This window comes from Halomonas qaidamensis (assembly GCF_025917315.1).
Taxonomy (GTDB): domain Bacteria; phylum Pseudomonadota; class Gammaproteobacteria; order Pseudomonadales; family Halomonadaceae; genus Vreelandella; species Vreelandella qaidamensis.
Genome location: NZ_CP080627.1, coordinates 726009 through 743968, shown reverse-complemented (window position 1 = coordinate 743968; position 17960 = coordinate 726009). Strand labels below are relative to the sequence as shown.

Annotated in this window: 12 protein-coding genes; 1 reads left to right on the top strand and 11 read right to left on the bottom strand. The window is 51.6% G+C overall.

Annotation, left to right across the window (positions count from 1 at the left end):
- Nucleotides 1–3: 3 nt before the first annotated feature.
- From gltB to pilM, 8 genes are all read right to left on the bottom strand, one after another.
- The gene (gene gltB, locus K1Y77_RS03495) at nucleotides 4–4461 is read right to left on the bottom strand and encodes a glutamate synthase large subunit (protein WP_264430363.1); all 4458 of its coding nucleotides are present in this window, start codon (nucleotides 4459–4461) and stop codon (nucleotides 4–6) included.
- Between the two features lie 524 nt (nucleotides 4462–4985).
- A complete protein-coding gene (aroB, locus tag K1Y77_RS03490) occupies nucleotides 4986–6092 on the bottom strand; it encodes a 3-dehydroquinate synthase (protein ID WP_264018768.1) in 1107 nt (368 codons plus the stop codon).
- Nucleotides 6089–6655 carry a shikimate kinase AroK gene (aroK, locus tag K1Y77_RS03485; protein WP_030069653.1) on the bottom strand — a complete coding sequence of 189 codons (567 nt, stop codon included), beginning with the start codon at nucleotides 6653–6655 and terminating at the stop codon, nucleotides 6089–6091. The genes aroB and aroK overlap by 4 nt, the downstream gene beginning before the upstream one ends.
- Nucleotides 6655–8685 (bottom strand): type IV pilus secretin family protein, encoded by a 2031-nt coding sequence (gene pilQ, locus K1Y77_RS03480; RefSeq protein WP_264430359.1) that lies wholly within the window; start codon nucleotides 8683–8685, stop codon nucleotides 6655–6657. Before pilQ ends, aroK begins: the two co-directional genes overlap by 1 nt.
- Nucleotides 8686–8714: 29 nt before the next feature.
- Nucleotides 8715–9239: a pilus assembly protein PilP gene (locus K1Y77_RS03475; RefSeq protein ID WP_264430358.1), complete on the bottom strand. Its 525-nt coding sequence runs from the start codon at nucleotides 9237–9239 to the stop codon at nucleotides 8715–8717.
- Nucleotides 9236–9883: a type IV pilus inner membrane component PilO gene (gene pilO, locus K1Y77_RS03470; protein ID WP_030069647.1), complete on the bottom strand. Its 648-nt coding sequence runs from the start codon at nucleotides 9881–9883 to the stop codon at nucleotides 9236–9238. The genes K1Y77_RS03475 and pilO overlap by 4 nt, the downstream gene beginning before the upstream one ends.
- The gene (locus tag K1Y77_RS03465) at nucleotides 9880–10449 is read right to left on the bottom strand and encodes a PilN domain-containing protein (protein WP_264430356.1); all 570 of its coding nucleotides are present in this window, start codon (nucleotides 10447–10449) and stop codon (nucleotides 9880–9882) included. The genes pilO and K1Y77_RS03465 overlap by 4 nt, the downstream gene beginning before the upstream one ends.
- Nucleotides 10446–11507: a pilus assembly protein PilM gene (gene pilM / locus K1Y77_RS03460; RefSeq protein ID WP_264430354.1), complete on the bottom strand. Its 1062-nt coding sequence runs from the start codon at nucleotides 11505–11507 to the stop codon at nucleotides 10446–10448. Before pilM ends, K1Y77_RS03465 begins: the two co-directional genes overlap by 4 nt.
- A gap of 193 nt (nucleotides 11508–11700) precedes the next feature.
- Here pilM and K1Y77_RS03455 point away from each other — a divergent pair, with 193 nt between their 5' ends.
- The gene (locus K1Y77_RS03455) at nucleotides 11701–14229 is read left to right on the top strand and encodes a penicillin-binding protein 1A (RefSeq protein WP_264018773.1); all 2529 of its coding nucleotides are present in this window, start codon (nucleotides 11701–11703) and stop codon (nucleotides 14227–14229) included.
- Between the two features lie 78 nt (nucleotides 14230–14307).
- Here K1Y77_RS03455 and K1Y77_RS03450 read toward each other — a convergent pair whose 3' ends face one another.
- Genes K1Y77_RS03450 through K1Y77_RS03440 form a run of 3 tightly spaced genes read right to left on the bottom strand, consistent with a single transcriptional unit; the run spans nucleotide 14308 to nucleotide 17869 of the window.
- A complete protein-coding gene (locus K1Y77_RS03450; RefSeq protein WP_264018774.1) occupies nucleotides 14308–16320 on the bottom strand; it encodes a TRAP transporter permease in 2013 nt (670 codons plus the stop codon).
- Nucleotides 16321–16352: 32 nt separating this feature from the next.
- Nucleotides 16353–16865, bottom strand: a complete 513-nt coding sequence (locus K1Y77_RS03445) for a DUF1850 domain-containing protein (RefSeq protein ID WP_264430352.1) — start codon at nucleotides 16863–16865, stop codon at nucleotides 16353–16355.
- Between the two features lie 44 nt (nucleotides 16866–16909).
- Entirely contained in the window at nucleotides 16910–17869 is a 960-nt protein-coding gene (locus K1Y77_RS03440; RefSeq protein ID WP_030069639.1) for a TAXI family TRAP transporter solute-binding subunit, read from the bottom strand.
- Nucleotides 17870–17960: the final 91 nt, after the last annotated feature.

The following is a 17960-nucleotide window of genomic DNA, read 5'->3' as shown; positions in this document are numbered from 1 at the left end:
CGGTTATTCCGGCTGACGCCGAGATTGATTCAGCAAACTACCCAAACTTGCCGCTTTTGGCTTCACTAGCCAGAAGTGGCGCGCGTAGTCACCAAAATCTTCCAGAATCGCCGCGCCTCGCGCGGAGCCTGTTGCCGCAACGTAGGCTTCAATCATTTCACGTAGATGACGACGATACGCTTCCATCGCTTCAGTATTGACCCGATGGATTTCGACCAGCTCGTGGTTGTACTTATCCACAAAAGTACGGTCTTCATCCAATACATAGGCAAACCCACCGGTCATGCCCGCGCCAAAGTTAACGCCAGTTTCACCCAGTACGCAGACCAACCCACCAGTCATATATTCACAACAGTGGTCACCTGCGCCTTCAATCACCGCAGTCGCCCCTGAGTTACGCACCGCAAAACGCTCACCGGCAGTTCCTGCGGCAAACAGCGTGCCGCCTGTCGCGCCATACAGACAGGTGTTGCCAATAATGGCGGTTTTGTGGCTCTTAAACTGACTTACCTTGGGTGGCACAATCACAATACTGCCGCCGTTCATGCCTTTGCCGACATAGTCGTTGGCATCGCCTTCGAGATAGAGGTTTAAGCCACGAGCATTCCACACCCCAAAACTTTGCCCAGCCACCCCAGTAAAGCGGGCATTGACTGGCGCTGCCTCCAAGCCATCTTCACCGTAACGTTTAGCAATCGCACCAGAGGTTAACGCGCCCACGCTGCGGTCACAGTTGGTAATAGTGAAATCAAACTCACCCCCCGACTGGCTTTCAATGGCTGCTTTTAGCGCGGCCAGCACTTCCTGGTTCTTGGCGCCTGGATCGTGGGGCACATTACGGCTCACGGTGCAGAACTGCGGCGCCTCTGCGGGCACAAAATCATTTGATAGCAGCGGAGTTAGATCCAACTTACGCTGAGCCGCAGTATTGCCTTCTAACACTTCCAGCAGGTCAGTACGACCAATCAGATCAGTCAACTGACGCACACCCAGCATTGCCATCAGTTCACGCACTTCTTCAGCAATAAAGCGGAAGTAGTTTTTGACCATATCGACAGTGCCACGGAAATGCTCGCCGCGCAGAAAGTCATCCTGTGTTGCGACACCGGTGGCGCAGTTATTCAGGTGGCAGATACGCAGGTACTTACAGCCCAATGCCACCATCGGCGCAGTACCAAAGCCAAAGCTCTCAGCACCAAGAATCGCCGCTTTTACCACGTCAAGACCGGTTTTGAGACCGCCATCGGTCTGTAGACGGATCTTGTCACGCAGGCCGTTAATACGCAGTGCTTGATGAACTTCGGGTAGACCCAGCTCCCAGGGTGATCCCGCGTGTTTAATAGAGGTTAGGGGGCTTGCCGCAGTACCACCGTCATAACCGGAAACGGTGATCAGATCCGCATAGGCCTTCGCCACACCGGTAGCTATGGTGCCAATACCCGGCTCAGAAACCAGCTTTACCGACACCTGTGCCTCTGGGTTGACCTGCTTAAGATCAAAAATCAGCTGCGCCAAATCTTCAATCGAGTAGATATCGTGGTGAGGCGGTGGCGAAATAAGCGTCACACCGGGCACTGAATAACGCAGCCGAGCAATTAACTGGTTGACCTTGCCACCAGGCAGCTGACCACCTTCGCCGGGCTTAGCACCCTGGGCGACTTTGATCTGCAACACGTCTGCATTGACCAAATAGGCCGGGGTAACACCAAAGCGGCCAGACGCAATCTGCTTAATTTTCGAGCTGCGAATAGTGCCGTAGCGAGCAGGATCTTCGCCGCCTTCGCCTGAATTGGAGCGCCCTCCCGCCTCGTTCATTGCTTGGGCTAACGCTTCATGGGCTTCCGGCGAAAGTGCACCTAACGACATACCTGCACTGTCAAAGCGCGGAATAAGCGCTTCAACTGGCTCAACTTCCTCTAATGGAAGAGGCGTCGCAGCAGGTTTTAGTGTCAATAAATCACGAATCGTCGCGACCGGACGTTCATTTACCAACCGGGCGAACTGCTTCCACTTCGCGTAGCTGCCTTCTTGCACCGCAGCCTGAAGCGACTTCACCACATCTGGATTGTAAGCGTGGTACTCATAACCATGGACATACTTCAGCATGCCGCCTTGAGAAATGCCTTTGCGGGCAATCCAGGCATCTTTCGCTAGCAGCTCTTGCTGCATCTGAAGCTCAGCAAAACCAGCACCTTGAATGCGCGATGCCATACCGACAAAGCAGGTATTCATAACCTCATCGGATAGCCCCACCGCTTCAAACAACATAGAGCCACGATAGGAAGCCAGCGTTGAGATTCCCATTTTAGAAAGAATTTTGAACAGCCCTTTCTGCAGGCCTTTACGATAATTCTCCCGTGAATCAGCTGGGTTGCCCGTTAGCTCACCGGTGCGGTGCATGTCAGCCATCACTTGGTAAGCAAGCCAGGGGTAGACCGCCGTTGCACCTACGCCAAACAGCACTGCCATTTGGTGGGCATCCCTTGCATAGCCGGTTTCCACCACGATATTGGCATTGGGACGTAGCGCCAAACGACCAAGGTGAGAGTGAACGGCTCCTACTGCTAAAGCCGCCTGGATGGGCAACTGCCCTTTGGGAAGGTCAGCATCGGTCAACACCAAAATCACTTTGCCCGCATTTACCTGCGCTTCTGCCTCTTGGCAAAGCAAAGTGACTGCCTGCTGAAGGCTACTACTTTCGGGGTCATAGCCAAGTGACAACGTATGGCTGGCAAAAGCAGGGTCATCTTGATTAATAAGTGCAGTGAACTTACGCGGCGACAGCACTGGTGTCGTTAGAATCAAACGGTGAGCATGCTCAGGTGTTGCCTTAAAGACATTTAGCTCTGCACCACAGCAGGTCTCCAGCGACATAACAATCGCTTCACGAAGCGGATCAATCGGCGGGTTTGTTACCTGGGCAAACTTTTGACGGAAGAAATCCGTCAGCAGGCGCGGACGGCTAGACAATACCGCCATAGGCGTATCATCACCCATTGAGCCGACTGCTTCCTGACCACTTTCTGCCAGCGGACGCAGTACCTGATCACGCTCTTCAAAGCTCACCTGGAACATTTTCTGCTGAACATTAAGGGCGTCGGTATCCATCGTCTGGAAACGCGCAAGCTCGGTCAGCGCCGACTCTAGGTAATTAGCTTCCTGCTTAAGCCAACGCTTATAGGGATATGCTGATTTCAGACGGTTATCGATATCCTGGGTGTGCAACACTTCGCCTGTTTCAGTGTCTACCGCTAGCATTTGGCCTGGGCCAACGCGGCCTTTAGCGACAACATCCTCAGGGCGATAACCGTATGTACCAATTTCAGACGCTAGCGTAATGTAACCATTCTTGGTGATCACCCAACGTGCGGGACGAAGGCCGTTACGGTCGAGCATACAAACAGCTTGACGGCCGTCAGTCATCACCACGCCCGCCGGGCCATCCCAAGGCTCCATGTGCATGGAGTTGTACTCATAAAACGCGCGCAGTTCAGCGTCCATGGTCTCAACGTTTTGCCAAGCAGGCGGTACCATCATGCGCACCGCACGATGCAGCTCCATACCACCAGTCAGCAGCACTTCCAGCATGTTATCCATGCTTGAGGAGTCTGAGCCAGTGGTATTGACGATTTCGTCAAGCTCAGCAATATCAGGCAGACGTTCATTAACGAAATTGGCTTTGCGGGAATTCGCCCAGCCGCGGTTGGCTTCAATCGTATTGATCTCACCATTGTGCGCTAGCAGGCGGAATGGCTGGGCCAGCGGCCAGCGCGGTGCGGTGTTAGTAGAGAAACGCTGATGGAACACGCAAATAGCGGTTTCCAGGCTCGGGTCATTTAAGTCTTTGTAGAACGCCGGCAAATCTTCCGGCATGACTAGGCCTTTATAGGAAACAACCTCTGATGAGAGTGAAGCAACATAAAAGTCTTCATCGCTACGTAGCGCTTGCTCTGCATAGCGTCGCGCCATAAACAGATCAACATCGAAGCGTTCACTACCTAAATTTCCACTACTAGCTGGCTGAACAAACAGCTGCTCAATACGCGGCAGACAGTCCAGCGCCATAGGACCACACACGCTAGAGTCGGTGGGCACTACGCGCCAGCCCAGTATCTCCAAGCCGCGGCTGTTTAGCTCGCGCTCAAGGATTTCTTTAGCATGAGCTGCACGCGTATCGTCATCTGGTAAAAAAATAACGCCCACAGCAAAACGCTCACCAAGCTCCGCATCAAGCGCCTTCTTCGCGGCAGCACGCATGAATTGCACCGGCATTTTCAGCAGTAAGCCGCAACCGTCACCGGTTTTGCCATCTGCCGCAATACCGCCGCGATGGGTCATACAGGTAAGTGATTCAATAGCCGTTTTCAGCAAGTCGTGGCTGGCCTGCCCTTCCATATGAGCAATAAGGCCAAAGCCGCAGTTATCGCGAAACTCGCCAGGCTGGTGAAGACCTCTATTCATGGGCGTGCCTCTAGTCAGCGTGTGTTTTTTTAGCAGTGTTTTGATGATATATTGACGAGTTTTTCTTTTTTTAGTATTCCACTGCCTGCTTGAAAACAGGCACTTCTCGCCTTCACTGCTTTAAGAAATGGTCGCCCAGCATAGCGATTTGCCGGTGTGTAGCGCAATCACCCAGAACCCGCAAATCTTCAAAAAACCTCGTCAAATCCTGCATTTGCATTCGCACTGAATGGAAAAATATATTAACTTCAACCACTTGCAATGCAGCAAAACGTTATTTCAACGATGCCAACACAATATTAAACTTTAGTATCAAATCGCTCAAAAACCCCATGCCGATAGCGCATAAGGCATGCGGATTACATACAAAATGATCCTCACTTGACAACCAGGCAACAAAAAACCCACGCGAAGGTGGGTTTTCCGTATAGCTTTTTTATTAATACTTCCTGTCAGCACTATTGACCAGTAATGTCAGTTATCAATACTGCCAGCCTATAGCGTTTAACAATACGCTTTATTATTTAGTTGCGCGGAAAGTGGTGAAGTAGCTCACGCAGCATATCAGGCGGCGTGGCATCACTTACACAGGCGTCTCCTAGGGCATTGAGTAGCACCAAACGTAGGCGGGAATCAATATTCTTCTTATCCAGCTTCATACGAGCTAAAAAGTCATCTACTGTCATTCCGGCAGGTGCCGCCAGTGGTAATCCGGCGCTTTCAATAACTGCCTTAGCACGCGCGAGGGCATTGCTATCAATCCAACCAAGCTGATGAGAGAGCGTTGCCGCCATCGCCATACCCGCTCCCACAGCTTCACCATGTAGCCAGTTACCGTAACCCTGATGCGCTTCGATGGCATGCCCAAAGGTATGCCCCAGGTTTAGCAGCGCACGAACGCCCTGCTCAGTTTCATCCTCCGCCACAATGTCAGCTTTAATTTGGCAACTTTGGGCAATCGCTTCAGCAATTACCGAAGGCTCAACACCACGTAGCGCCTGCATATTCTCTTCTAGCCAGCCCAAGAAACGCTCATCACGGATTAACCCGTACTTGATTACCTCTGCCAAGCCTGCAGAAAGCTCACGACTAGGCAGTGTGGTCAAAGTATTGATATCAACGATGACTGCTTTCGGCTGCCAAAACGCGCCAATCATATTCTTACCCAGCGGGTGATTAACGCCGGTCTTCCCACCTACCGAGGAGTCAACCTGAGAAAGTAGCGTGGTAGGCACCTGAATAAAAGCAACGCCACGCTGATAAGCAGCTGCTGCATAACCGACCATATCGCCAATCACACCACCACCTAAAGCAATCAGCGTACAGCGACGGTTGAAACCCGCCTCTAACAGCGCATCCCAAATCCGGCTTACCTGCTCAATGCTTTTGTACTGTTCGCCGTCAGGTAACACCACGGTATGAACATCTAAATGATCCGGTAGGCTGGCGCAAAGCGATTCTAAATAAAGCGGTGCGATAGTCTCATTGGTCACAACCATCACCTGCTGACCAGCAAGATAAGGCACTAAGACGTTGGCACGTTTAAGCAGCCCAACGCCAATATGTATTGGGTAGCTACGTTCGCCTAGCGCGACGGTGAGTGTGCGCTGGGCGTTTATTGTTTCAGTCATTGTGATACCTTTTTGCTTTGGGCCCGCGCAATTTCCAAAGGGTCCACCATACGATGGACACGACGCAGAATTTCGTTGACCACCGCACGTGGACTGCGCCGATCAGTTCGCACCGTAATATCGGAGGTCGCTCGATACAGCGGATCCCGTGTGGCAAACATATCGTTCAGTACTTGTTCACGATTATCACACTGTAATAACGGGCGGTTGCGATCTTTGGCAGTCCGCTTCAGCTGCTGGTCAACGGTGGTCAGTAAATAAACGACGGTACCGCGTTCACGTAAAGCACGGCGATTTTCTTCACGTAGCACCGCTCCACCGCCGGTCGCTACCACCACGTTCGGCAACTGAGTCAGCTCGTCAATCATCTGGCTTTCACGCAGCCGAAAGCCAGGCTCACCTTCAACGTCAAAAATCCAAGGTATATCCGCGCCGCAGCGGTCTTGTATGGCGTGATCGCTGTCAAAAAACGAGCGCGATAATTCAGCCGCGAGCAAGCGACCTATCGTGCTCTTGCCAGCCCCCATGGGGCCAATTAAAAAAATATTGGGTAATTCTTGCATCAGCGAACCGCCAAACCATCATCAAGTAGTCGTGGAGTAATAAAGACCAATAACTCTACCTTTTCATTGCTCTCTTCGGTATAGCGAAACAGTCGCCCAAGCAAAGGGATATCCCCAAGCAGCGGTGTTTTAGCTATTTGGCTCAACTGTTCTGTTGTCAAAATACCGCCCAGCACTACCGTTTGCCCATTATCAACCAGCACTTGGGTTTCTATTTGGTTCGTATCAATTGGCGGCTCACCACCAAATTCACTTTCCCGGAAACTATCGTTTTTAATCACTAAATCCATAATGATGCGGTTATCCGGAGTGATTTGTGGTGTTACTTCCAAGGAAAGCTCGGCCTCCTTAAACTCTGTATCAGGATTCCCCTGAGCATCTACGCTCTGGAAAGCACGTTCTTCACCTTGACGAATAATAGCAGTACGTTGGTTGGCAGTGATCACTCGGGGCTGAGAAATTGTTTGGCTTTTACCTTCACTTTCCAGCGCTCTTAGCTCTAAATCCAGCAAAATATCACCAGAAAGATAGCCAAAGCTAAACCCTGTATTGGACGCTGCCGTGGATCCTAAATCAACCGCCAGACCCGCTTGGGCTCGATTGAGACTGTTAGGGTTTACATCTCGTCTTTCAAAAACGCCGTTGCTATCTTGCTGGAAGCCTCCCGTAGTTGACGCCCCCCAGTTAATACCCAGCTCCCGTGAGGCGGTATCTCGAGCAATAACAATTCTTGCTTCAATTTGCACCTGCCTCACGGCCACATCCAAGCGATCTAACGTGCGAATAATATCGCGCACCTGGTCTGCGGTATCTTGTACCAGTAGCGTGTTGGTACGCTGATCGATACTAACTCGCCCTCGATCGGTTAACAGACCAAAGCCATCACCACCACGCAACAGTTGGGCAAGGTCTTCAGCGCGCGCGTACTTTACTTCGATAAATTCAGTGACTAAGGGTGCCAACGTTTGGCGCTGGTTGCGTGTTTCTATCTCTTGCCGTTCAAGCGCCGCCAGTTCACTAGCTGGCGCTACTACGATCACATTACCCTGTTCACGGCTTGCAAGCCCTTGGCTTTGCAAGATCAGCGCTAATGCTTGATCCCAGGGAACATCGTTCAAATTAAGCGTAATACGACCAGCAACGCTATCGCTGGCCACTAGATTGAGACCAGTAAACTCTGCCAAGGTAGCCAGTACTGCACGTACTTCAATATCTTGAAAATTAAGGCTTAATCGCTCTCCAGTAAACGACTCCCCTTGTTGCTCTCGCTCCTGCTGTGATGCTTGACTGACTGGCTGAATCTCAACTGCCAGCGTACGTCCATTTTGCGATGAAATCATCGCGTAAGGGCCATTCATTTGCAGTTCAAGTCGCACATCACGCTGCCCAACAAAGGGAGTAATACGAGTAACGGGTGTCGCGAAATCGGTGACATCATAAACTTGGTTAAGCGCATCGGGCAGGTCAATGTCCCTCAGTTCTACCAATACACTGCCTCCGCTCCCTTCACGCAGGTTAGTCACTACACCATCGCGATTAAATGTCACCAAAACACGTCCCGCGCCATTCTCGCCACGCTGAAAATCAATATTTTCAACACGGGGCCCTTGGTTGGGCGGCTGAGTAGCCTGCGATGCTGGCATAGACGCGGAGTTTCCTGAGACGAAGGTGACTCTTAGCTGATCTCCGACTACACGAGAGGTGTAATCAAGGGATTCATTCAAATCAACCACGAGACGCGTTCGCCCACTGCCCTCCAACACGGTCACCTGCTCAACACCACCACGGCTAACGGCAATACGGCGTTGGGCAACGGCACTCTGTGTATCGGCTAAATCAAGCGCTAGACGAGGAGGTGCGTCTAACCGATAGCCTCTTAGCTGGGCAACGCCGCCACTGAACTGCAACACTAACTCTACATTACCGTTATTGGTTTGGCGCACATCTAAATCGGTAAGTACTGAAGCCATGCCGAGCGACGGCACGAAGGCTATCAATAACAGTAAAATTTGGCGAAATGTGACGACCATAGGGGGATATCCGGTAACAAGTAAAAAAATTATTCCTCGAGGGTGAGCGTTGCCTGCCGCTCTTGCCACCCGTGCTGAGGGCTGAAAACGCGTTCAACAATACTGATTTCCTGTGGGCCAATCTGGTTAATAAGACCATGGTTGGTGCCTAGATAATTACCTTCTCGTACGCTAACAATGTCTCCCTCAGGAGGGGCAATTAATGCGACTTGCTGCCCTCCCATACGCAGCGTACCGACTAAGCGTAATGTCTGAAGCTGAAAACGTTCCAACGGCTCTTGGGTGCGCTGTTGATCGGGGGCAAGTTCACTCATGACCTGCTCCACCTGCAACGCATTTTCGCGAACGCCTTCAGGCGCTAAAAAAGGACTGCGTGCATCGCTAAAACGGTAATCAAGCGACTGGTACTCTGGTAATTTCTTAACTATCTCCGGCGCTTGCCCACCAGGAGCACGGCGTATTTCTGAAAGTGTTTGGTCTAGCTGGCCTAATTGAGGATCGCTGCAACCAGATAAGCCGACACTACACAGCAGCAGGCATAACAAGCGCTTCATGGCGTGCTGCCCCCTTCTGCCGATACTGTCTTGTAGCTATATGTGCGTGCAAGTAGCGTCATTCGTAGCGTGTCACCGCTCTGATCAACAGGCAAGAGTGTTAAGTCGTGTTGAGTAATAATTCGCGCTAGATCGCTAATATCCGAGACAAATTGCGCCAACGCATGGTAACCCCCTCGCACCTGGATATCGAAAGGGTGCTCAATATAGTGGGTATTGCTCACCGGAGGCCTTAAACGAATAGTCTCAATGGTCAACCGGTTCTCAATGGCAGCGTCGCTGATGCTATCTAATAAAGAAGGTATTTCTGCGCTGGTAGGCAACATTGCCTGCATCTGCACCATCTGTTCTTCAAGAATCGACAACTGACTACGTATATCTGGCAAAAAGGCAGCTTCAGAGGCTTTGCGTCGATACTCGACTAACAGTCGCTCTTCTTGACGCTGTTCCGCGGCAAGTAAGTCACGCGACTCGCCCACGAACCACCAATTAATAGCTAAAAAAGAAATTAAAAAAACAAATAGTCCTAGTAGAGCTTTCAGCAGCCCGGGCCACTCGCCGGCTTCTTTAACATCCAACGTCTGCCAATCAAGATTGCGCAGACGTTGCCACTCTCGGTTAATCTGTCCACGGTTAACCATCATAGCGCAGCCTCCAGGGAAACAGCGTCACTAAGAGGCTGCTGCATCACTTCAAACTGAAAAACACGCCGTGTGTCATCTTGGCCGCTGGCAACCTCAGAAAATAGCGGTACACCCAACCCAGGCATATCTGCAATTTGTCGTAACTGCTCAGAAATTTGACGCTCATTACTGGCGACCGCGGAAAGGCTAACGAGCTCTCCGCTGCGTGTCATACGTTGATACACCACACCATCGGCAACGCTAGCGGCAATATCATTAAACAGCCTTACTGTACTCATACGTTCGGAATTAAGCGTTTGAAACAACGCTAACTGCTCACCTAAACGTTCCGTATCACCCTGATAGCGCTGCACATCGGAAATTTCAATGTTGAGCTGCTCAATATAGGTAGAAATATAAGCATTACGCTGTTGCTGAGCAGCCAATTGCTGCTGATATATGTACAAGATGCCTAGCCCACACGCAGCACCTGCCACTAGCATCAATAACATAACGCCGTAAAACTTCTTCGTGCGCCTTTCTCGCCGTACTTCACGCCATGGCAAAAGGTTGATATTAATACTCATTGGCTAACTCGCATTGCCAATCCGCCCGCCGTTAGCATCGCAGGTGCGTCATTGCTTAACGCTTCTTTATTAATCCGTTTATTGATGCGCATACGCTGAAACGGTTTAGCGATAGTTACCGACATACCACTATCGTCAGCGATACGCTCTGCAAGGCCCGGAATAACGCTACAACCACCTGCTAACACAATATGTTGAACCTCATGCTGACGACCAGCGGTATAATAAAGCTGCAATGACCGTCCTACCTGTTGCACCACCGTCTCTAAAAATGGAGTGAGCACTTTCTCTTGGTAATCACTAGGTAGCCCGCCACGCTTTTTAGCAAAACCAGCCTCTTCTATGCTCATGTGGTAATACTCACGAATCGTATCGGTTAACTGACGTCCACCAAACACGGTATCGCGGCTATACACAATGTGCCCGCCCCGTACCACGTGAAAAGCGTTCATATTCGCCCCGATATCAACTAACCCCACACACGCAGTTGGATCGTTTGCGACGTTTAGTTGCCGGCGTAACTCGGCCAGCGCACGCTCCATCGCAAATGTTTCTACGTCGACTGCAGCAGGTTCCAGCCCAGCACGTTCTAATGTTTCGGTAAGCTGGGTCACATCTTGTTGGCGACACGCCACTAAAATAACCTCTTGCTTGTCCTCATCAAAAGGAGCGGGACCGAGGCATTGAAAATCAAATGCCACTTCGCTGAACGGAAAAGGAATATGGCGGTCAGATTCGGCGATTATTCGCTCTTCAATTTCTTCTTCGCTTAGCGAAGCAGGAAAGGTCAGTGTTTTAGTAATAGCGGCACTCGCTGGTACAGCCACCGCCGCTTTTCGCGTAGAGGGCTTTGCGTGCTCCACAGCACGCCTAAGCACATTTGCCACATCATTAATGTCGCGGATGCGCCTTTCAACCACCGCGCCTTCTGGCAATGGACGAACAGCGTAGCTTTCTACTTGATAGTTATCGTTATACTGTTTGAGCTCTAACAGCTTGACGGTCGCCGATGTAATATCGACGCCAATCAACCCTTTACGGGGTGTGAGTAAGCGCATCTTGGGTTCGGCTCCGCCTGCCTAACGTGCAAGTTTCGAGATTACATGATTTTCACCTCAGTCACACGCGAATGGCATTACGGCATATCAACACTGGTGACCGCTGCTTCCCCTTCCTATAATGGCAGCCAATTGCGTGATACGGTCGTTTGGATACCGTGTCTATTCTCATTTCCACGGGTGTACTCTGTTCATGACGTTTTTTCGAACCCTCATCCTGTCACTGTTTTCACTGATCGTTGCGCTTATTGGTGCTACCGTATTGGCAGTGGTGGGTGCTGCTATTTATTTCTCACCTGGCCTACCTGATGTGCGCCAGCTGCAGGATTTTGAACTACATACACCGCTTCGCATCTTCACCAATGACGGCAAGCTCATTGGTGAATTTGGCGAAGAACGCCGCATGCCTGTCGACTTTGCTGATATTCCCCAGGACATGATTAACGCACTGATCGCGGCGGAAGATGCCAATTACTTTGATCATGCTGGCGTTGACCCTCGCGGCATTGCAAGGGCGGCGGTAGAGTTAGCCCAGAGTGGCGGAACTATCCAATCCGGCGGCTCGACCATCACGATGCAGGTTGCGCGCAACTATATGTTGACGCTTGACCAGACGTTTACTCGCAAAATTCGCGAGATTCTTCTGGCTCTGCAAATGGAGCAGATTCTTGATAAAGAGGAGATTTTCGAGCTTTACGTCAACAAGATCTTCCTCGGTAATCGCGCTTATGGTATCGCTGCAGCCTCTGAAACATATTACGACAAGCCGCTGGCAGAGCTAACGCTAGCTCAAACGGCCATGATTGCCGGTCTTCCTAAAGCGCCTTCCGCTTTTAACCCGCTAGCTAATTCCGAGCGTTCGCTCATTCGTCGCAACTGGATTTTATTCCGTATGCGCGAGCTTGGTCTTATTGAAAACGATATTTATCTAGCAGCGGTGCAAGAGCCTGTTACTGCACGTCGCCATTACACCCAAACCGAAGTAGATGCGGCTTATGTTTCAGAGATGGCCCGTCAATTTGCTATGGAACGCTTTGGCGATGCGGCATATACCGGTGGCTATCGTATTTACACCACGATTGATAGCACGCTACAGCCCTATGCGCACCAAGCTCTGGCAAACGGCTTATTGGCATACGATCTACGCCACGGCTGGCGTGGGCCAGAACAGCAGGATATCGCTGCCAGCTTGGTTGAAGCTCAAGAGCAAACCGCTACCCTCGGGCTAGAGGAAGAATTATCAGAATCACCCGAAATTCGCGAAACCGCCCGCCAAGCCGCCGAGCGCAGCCAAACACAAGTTGAAGGGGTGGATGGTGATGTTAGTAACTGGTTACAGGTGTTAGAGCGCACGCCCAACTATGGCCTCCTCCAGCCAGCCATTGTGGTTGAGAGCAGTGGTCGTGAGATGCAGGTACTTACCCGTGGCGGAGAGCTGCGTACAATCGAATGGAGCGGCCTAAGCTGGGCACGCCCCTATTTAAGCCCACGCAGTCGCGGTGCAGAACCAAGTAGCGCAGAGCAGATTGCTGTTCGTGGTGACCTGATTCGAGTGGTTGAAAACCAGGACGAAACACTTCGCCTATCGCAACGGCCCGATGCCGAAGGTTCTTTGGTTGCCCAAGATCCTCGCACCGGCGCTATTTTGGCCTTACAGGGTGGGTTTGATTTCAATGCCAGCAAGTTCAATCGCGCCGTTCAAGCCCAGCGCCAATCAGGCTCTATTTTTAAGCCGTTTATCTATCTTGCTGCCCTAGAAAATGGCGAAATGAATGCGGCAAGCGTGGTTAATGATTCCCCAGTTGTACTCGATGACGGCAGTAATTCCTTATGGCGTCCGGTCAATTCAAGCCGGGATTTCCAAGGTCCAATGCGCTTGCGCCCCGCGCTTGCTCGTTCGCGCAACCTAGTCACGATTCGTGTACTACAAGCCATGGGTCTAGACCATACTATTAGCTATTTAGAAGGGTTTGGTTTCTCTCCCAGCCGCTTGCCACGTGGGCTGTCACTTGCTTTAGGCAGTGCTACCTTAACCCCCATGGAAATGACCAACGCCTACTCCGTAATTGCCAACGGCGGCTTCCAGGTCGCACCATGGTTCATTGAACGCGTCACGCGTAACGATGATGAGGAACTAGTGGATGAGGCAACGCCCCAGGTTGCTTGCCCTAGCTGTGCTGAAGGGCAAGAAACTGTTGAAATCGACGGCAAAGAGTACCCTGTTGCTCCTCGAGTAGCCGATCCTGCGGCTGTCTATATTCTGCGCGATATGCTGCGCGACGTTATTACCTCGGGCACAGGACGAGGCGCACTAAGCTTGAACCGCGATGATATTGTTGGCAAAACAGGCACCACCAATAGCCAGCGTGATGCATGGTTCGCTGGCTTTAACAGCGACTTAGTGACCACTGTGTGGGTAGGCAAAGACAGCAATGAAACTATTGCTGAGTATGGCGCCAATGCCGCTCTTCCTATCTGGGTAGATTTTATGGGTGATGCATTAGAAGGTACGCCTTCAGCGTTACCCGAACGTCCAGAAACTATCGTCAGTGCCCGTATCGACCCAACCACTGGCCGCCGCTTGCAGGATGGTCAATCGGGAGGCATTTCGGAACTCTTCCACCGCGACCACCTTCCTGGCTTTCAGCAACGTCGTATCAGTCGTGAACTAGAAGAAGTCAGTGGTTCTCAGGGATCTGGTACTGCTGAGTCAATTTTCTAATCTCAGCCTTCTCAATGTTAAAGCCCGGCGGCCTAATGGTCGCCGGGCTTTTTCATGGTGAGTATTAAAGCTCTTGGATTAACCGTTCACTGGCTGAGACTCTTGCTTGCAGGCGACCCAATTGGCACCAATCGCGACCATCATTATTGCCACCCCAGCAATTTCAGTTAACAGACTAGGGTAGAAGACCCCAACAATAGCGCCACCAATCGCCAAACGCGGCAGCAAGGACATTTTAGTGAATAAGTAGCCCTCCAGTGCTGCAGCAAACGCGCACAGTGCCAAGATAGCAATCAGTGCATTCCACACCACCACCAACACTGGCCCACCCACAATGATCTCTGGGTTGAAGACCATAAACAGCGGAATCAGGTAGAGCCCTTTAGCAAACTTCCAAGCTTGGAAGCCAGTCTCCATCGGCTTACTACCTGCAATCGCTGCCCCTGCAAAGCCTGCCAGGGCGATAGGTGGAGTCACATTAGAATCTTGGGAATACCAGAACACCACTAAGTGGGCGATCAATAGCGGCACCCCAAATTCAGCGGTCAGCGCTGGGCCCACCAGCACAATCAAGACAATGTAGCTGGCGGTTACCGGCAACCCCATCCCCAAAATTAAGCTTGCCAGCAGTACCATCACTAGCGCCAACACTAGGTTGCCGCCAGAGAAAGCCAGCATCATGGAGGAGAATTTAAGGCCAAGCCCTGTCAGGCCCACTACGCCAACAATAATCCCTGCTACGGCACACGCCATGGAAACAGCAACGGCATTACGCGCGCCAAGCTCTAAGCCTTGAACCAGTTTAACTAGCCCTGCCCACACCACGCCTTTAGTGCGGCTAACGGTGACTGGCTGCCCTTGCTTGGGGGCAATAAAGAAGTACCACAGTGCATAACGGAGAACGGCCACGGCGATAATGGTGACCACTGCGTAATAACCCACGCGCATTGGCGACATGCTCATTGCCAGCAGCCACACCAATACTGCCAGTGGCAGCAGGAAGTGCCAGCCATCTTTCATCACCTGACGCATCTGCGGCAGCTCACTTTTTGCTAACCCCTGCATGCCCTGCTTCAAAGCAATAATATGCACAAACAGATACACCGTCGCAAAGTACATTATCGCTGGCAAAATGCTGATTTTGACGATTTCTAAATAAGGCGTATTGGTGTACTCGGCAATTAAGAAGGCACCTGCGCCCATCAGCGGCGGCATAATTTGCCCACCGGTCGATGCTGCGGCTTCAATCCCACCCGCCTGCTTCGGCTGATAGCCCAGCTTTTTCATCAGCGGAATGGTAAATGCCCCAGTGGTCACCACGTTGGCAATCGCACTACCTGAAATGGAGCCCATTCCCGCAGACGCCAGCACAGCAGCTTTTGCGGGGCCACCCCGTTGGCGACCCGTGGCGGCATACGCCATATCGATAAAAAACTTACCCGCACCAGTGCTTTCTAAAAAAGCCCCAAATAGCACGAATATAAAAATATAGGTTGCCGCAACACCCAGCGGCAAACCAAAGATACCCTCTTGCCCTAAATAGAGCTGTCCTGCAATGCGCTCCAAGGTATAGCCGCGATGCTCTAAAATGCCGGGCATCCATTCACCTAGCCATGGCAGCTCGCCACGAGGTCCTGCAAACGCGTAGATAATGGCAAGCAGGCCAATCACTGTCATACCAAACCCAACGGCACGACGGCTTGCCTCAAGTACCGTCACCGTGGCAATGCAAGCCACTAATATATCGGTATCGTTCCAAAAGCCGGCACGGCTAAAAATCGCATCTAGATTAAATACTAAGTAACCACCGGTGATCATCGCGCCGGCTAAAAATAGACAATCGATCCCCCAACCTAAAACACCGCGCTTCCGCTTCGGCCCAAACGCTGGAAACATCAAAAAGGCCAATAGCATAATCAGTGCTAAGTGGATGCTGCGCTGGTAGAAAAGCCCCAGGGGCTGGATTCCCGCAGAGTAAAGCTGAAACAGAGAAAGGCCCACCGCAACCGCGGTGATACACCACAGTACAATGCGGGGCTGCATCGCATTCGCGCCGGGCATCACAACCGGCGGTGGAGTGGAATCGTTCATGAAGTCCTCGGAAGCGTTAACTAATGTCGTTTTTATTCACTTGGGGCGGCGTCGGGGGCAATTAATTGAAGGATGACACGTTGCCCAGCGGCGACCTCACTTAAACTCACCGATGAGCGTTCATCACCTGGCCACACCACTTGATGGTTAACCGCAGGGGAGCCCACTCTTAACACATAGCGGTTGTTGGCAACTGGCTCATTAATGGCGTTAATCCAGTAACCGCCCTCACCGTCTGACACCTGCACCCCACGGCCAAAAACATGCCCAAGCCCGGCGGCAAAATCAGGTTGATGGCTACGCTCTAGCTGCATCACACCAGCCACATTGCGATAGCAGTCAAGTACCGTAAAGTGCTCAACAGAGTGCTTCCATTGAATGCACCAGCGACCGCCATTAGGCACTGCTTGATTCACCAGAGTAGCGCCCTCTTCGGTCACAATGACTAAGCGCATAGACGCAATCGCCGAAGCGGGGGAAGCCCCCACTTCGGCGAGCGGTAGACATGCAACAAGGAGCACCATCAGTCGTTGTTGCCACTGCATGGCTATGTCCTTATGGCAGCGTTCTTTAACAGAACCTTCAACCGTTAAGGGCGCAGACGATCGGGAATATCAGCACCAACTTCTTCAAAATAGCGGATGGCACCCGGGTGTAACGGCACTGGCGTAGAGTTCATGGTGAACTCGATCGTGGTGTCGTTGGCAGCAGGATGAACAGCGATCAGCTCGTCAGTATTCTCGAACAGCAGCTGAGTCAACTGATAGGCAAGCTCTTCATCCATATCAGAATTCACCACCAAGACATTGGGAATACCAATGGTCTGAATGGCCTCATCCATGCCGTCATACATACCCGCTGCCAGCTGATAGGGCGCGAACACTGCTTCTGCTTCCTGGGCGTTAGCAACTTCTTCATCAGAAAGACCGATTAAACGAATATCACGGGTAGCCGCAAGGTTAAGAATGGAACTGGTTGGCGGCCCAACGCTCCAGAAACCGGCATCGATATCGCCATCACGAATGGCATCAGCAGTTTCGTTAAAGTTGAGGCGCTGAGGAGTAAAGTCGTCGTAGCTAATGCCATTGGCTTCCAGTACGGCACGCGCATTGAGTTCGGTACCACTACCCGGCGCACCAACAGAAACGCGCTTACCGGCAAGATCAGCAATCGTTTGGATATCCGACTCGGCTAGCGTCACTAGCTGTACTGCATTGGGGTAAACAGACGCCAGCGCGCGGGTATTTTCAATCTGGCGACTTTCAAAGTCGCCGCTGCCGTTATAAGCCTGATAAACCGTATCCGCGAGCGCGAGTGCCAAATCGGCATCGCCACGCATAATTAGGCCCATATTTTCGACGGAGGCACCGGTAACCTCAGCGGTCGCCTGAGCGCCTTCAATATGGTTATTAATCATTTCAGCAAAGCCACCGCCGATTGGATAATAAACCCCGCCGGTACCACCAGTCGCAATAGAGAGCTGCTGCGCACTGGCGGGCAGTGCGACGGCTAACATAGATGCTGCCACTGTATATTTTAGAGTTCTCATGAGCATTTCCTACGTCCTTTTTGGACTTATTAAGTAGGGTTGACGATAAGGGGGCGTCAAGCCCCTCTGCTTCTGGTTACCGTAAACGGCA

Excerpts from the sequence above, each read along its gene's own strand:
- aroB (WP_264018768.1), bottom strand. The coding sequence starts at position 6,092 with ATGACTGAAACAATAAACGCCCAGCGCACACTCACCGTCGCGCTAGGC.
- pilO (WP_030069647.1), bottom strand. The coding sequence starts at position 9,883 with ATGATGGTTAACCGTGGACAGATTAACCGAGAGTGGCAACGTCTGCGC.
- pilM (WP_264430354.1), bottom strand. The coding sequence starts at position 11,507 with ATGCGCTTACTCACACCCCGTAAAGGGTTGATTGGCGTCGATATTACA.
- K1Y77_RS03445 (WP_264430352.1), bottom strand. The coding sequence starts at position 16,865 with ATGCAGTGGCAACAACGACTGATGGTGCTCCTTGTTGCATGTCTACCG.
- pilQ (WP_264430359.1), bottom strand. The coding sequence starts at position 8,685 with ATGGTCGTCACATTTCGCCAAATTTTACTGTTATTGATAGCCTTCGTG.
- aroK (WP_030069653.1), bottom strand. The coding sequence starts at position 6,655 with ATGCAAGAATTACCCAATATTTTTTTAATTGGCCCCATGGGGGCTGGC.
- K1Y77_RS03455 (WP_264018773.1), top strand. The coding sequence starts at position 11,701 with ATGACGTTTTTTCGAACCCTCATCCTGTCACTGTTTTCACTGATCGTT.
- K1Y77_RS03440 (WP_030069639.1), bottom strand. The coding sequence starts at position 17,869 with ATGAGAACTCTAAAATATACAGTGGCAGCATCTATGTTAGCCGTCGCA.
- K1Y77_RS03450 (WP_264018774.1), bottom strand. The coding sequence starts at position 16,320 with ATGAACGATTCCACTCCACCGCCGGTTGTGATGCCCGGCGCGAATGCG.
- gltB (WP_264430363.1), bottom strand. The coding sequence starts at position 4,461 with ATGAATAGAGGTCTTCACCAGCCTGGCGAGTTTCGCGATAACTGCGGC.
- K1Y77_RS03475 (WP_264430358.1), bottom strand. The coding sequence starts at position 9,239 with ATGAAGCGCTTGTTATGCCTGCTGCTGTGTAGTGTCGGCTTATCTGGT.
- K1Y77_RS03465 (WP_264430356.1), bottom strand. The coding sequence starts at position 10,449 with ATGAGTATTAATATCAACCTTTTGCCATGGCGTGAAGTACGGCGAGAA.